The organism is Nostoc sp. PCC 9305 (genome assembly GCF_963920915.1).
Lineage (GTDB): Bacteria > Cyanobacteriota > Cyanobacteriia > Cyanobacteriales > Nostocaceae > Nostoc.
On sequence record NZ_CAWUDN010000258.1, the window covers coordinates 1 to 1,177 of the forward strand.

Sequence of the window (1,177 nt, forward strand, 5' to 3'; positions counted from 1 at the left end):
GCAGGGTGGTTTCATACAAAGAAAGAAAAAACTTTGTGCAGTTGATTGGAGAGGGCGCGTTGTGCTTGAGGAATAGTTCGGAAACGAAGTTGGCGAGCGATCGTAATGAAAAAGTTGTGTAAGATAGACCAATTCACAGGGGCATTGCCACCACGCCGTGGTGGAAAGTCTTCTTTGAATGTCACATCTCTGACCCAATGCAGTCGATTTTCGATACCCCAATGCCCTTGAATGTCGGCAAGTAACTGTTGAGCTTCGAGATATTGACTACAGATATAGAATTGACGCTCGGAGAATGGCTGACCATTGCGCTCACCCTGACGCTCGACAACCACAAAAGTTTTGAGTCCAGACCATTTTTTTTGAAGTGGTTCCGGGGCAGCAAAAACCTTGCACTGACGTTGGACTAGTCGAGAATGAACATTCTCTACAGTTGTGGCACTGCTGAGTGGAGTATCCTGTTGTGATTCAGTTTGAGCCATTTTATAGAGTGTTGGTTGATTTTCTTTTAATCCAATCAGGTAATCATTGCCACTATCGATGATCAGCGATACAGTTTTTTTTGGCAGTGCAACGCATCAAGGGTAAAAACGACTTGTTGACCACAAAACTCGGAGATTAATTGTTTGACGATCGCCACTTCACTAATTTTTTTGTTGGACATTGGTTGCATCCTGAGTACAATGCCCCGCTCATGGCTATAAACTGATACTGTACTGATAAAGTTTTGGTAGGACTGACTGTAATCTGTGACTGTGCAACGAATGCCTTTACCATCTATTGCCAATCTTTCTCCTGGTATTGGTGGAACAAAAACCGATGCCCAATTATTAAATAAGTCTGTTAGTGGCTGAAAATCCACTGTTGTCAGTACTCGTCGAAATGTTGAATAGGATGGAAAATTGATTGTCACATCTAGGTTTAACAGTTCAATCAAGCTTTGTCTGTGTACACGGGTAAAATCTTCGAGTGGTCGGTAGCCCCAATATCCTGTCATGGCTCCCAGCAATATCAGAAACAGTACTAACCACAATTCATGTCTCCGTCCTCTAATGTGCCGATAGTCTGGGACTTGCTGCAACTGTTCGATGAGATTGTTCATACTTCCAGATTGTCAATTTACGATCGCTTCCCATAACTATTGTCATTTTTCTCTGTTTGTATGAAACCACCCTGC

The 1,177-nt window shown here is 42.8% G+C and carries 1 pseudogene; it reads right to left on the reverse strand.

Going from position 1 to position 1,177, the window contains the following annotated elements:
* Positions 1-11: 11 nt before the first annotated feature.
* Positions 12-1,102 (reverse strand): annotated as a pseudogene (locus tag ACM0OX_RS35660) (ISAs1 family transposase).
* Positions 1,103-1,177 lie beyond the last annotated feature (75 nt).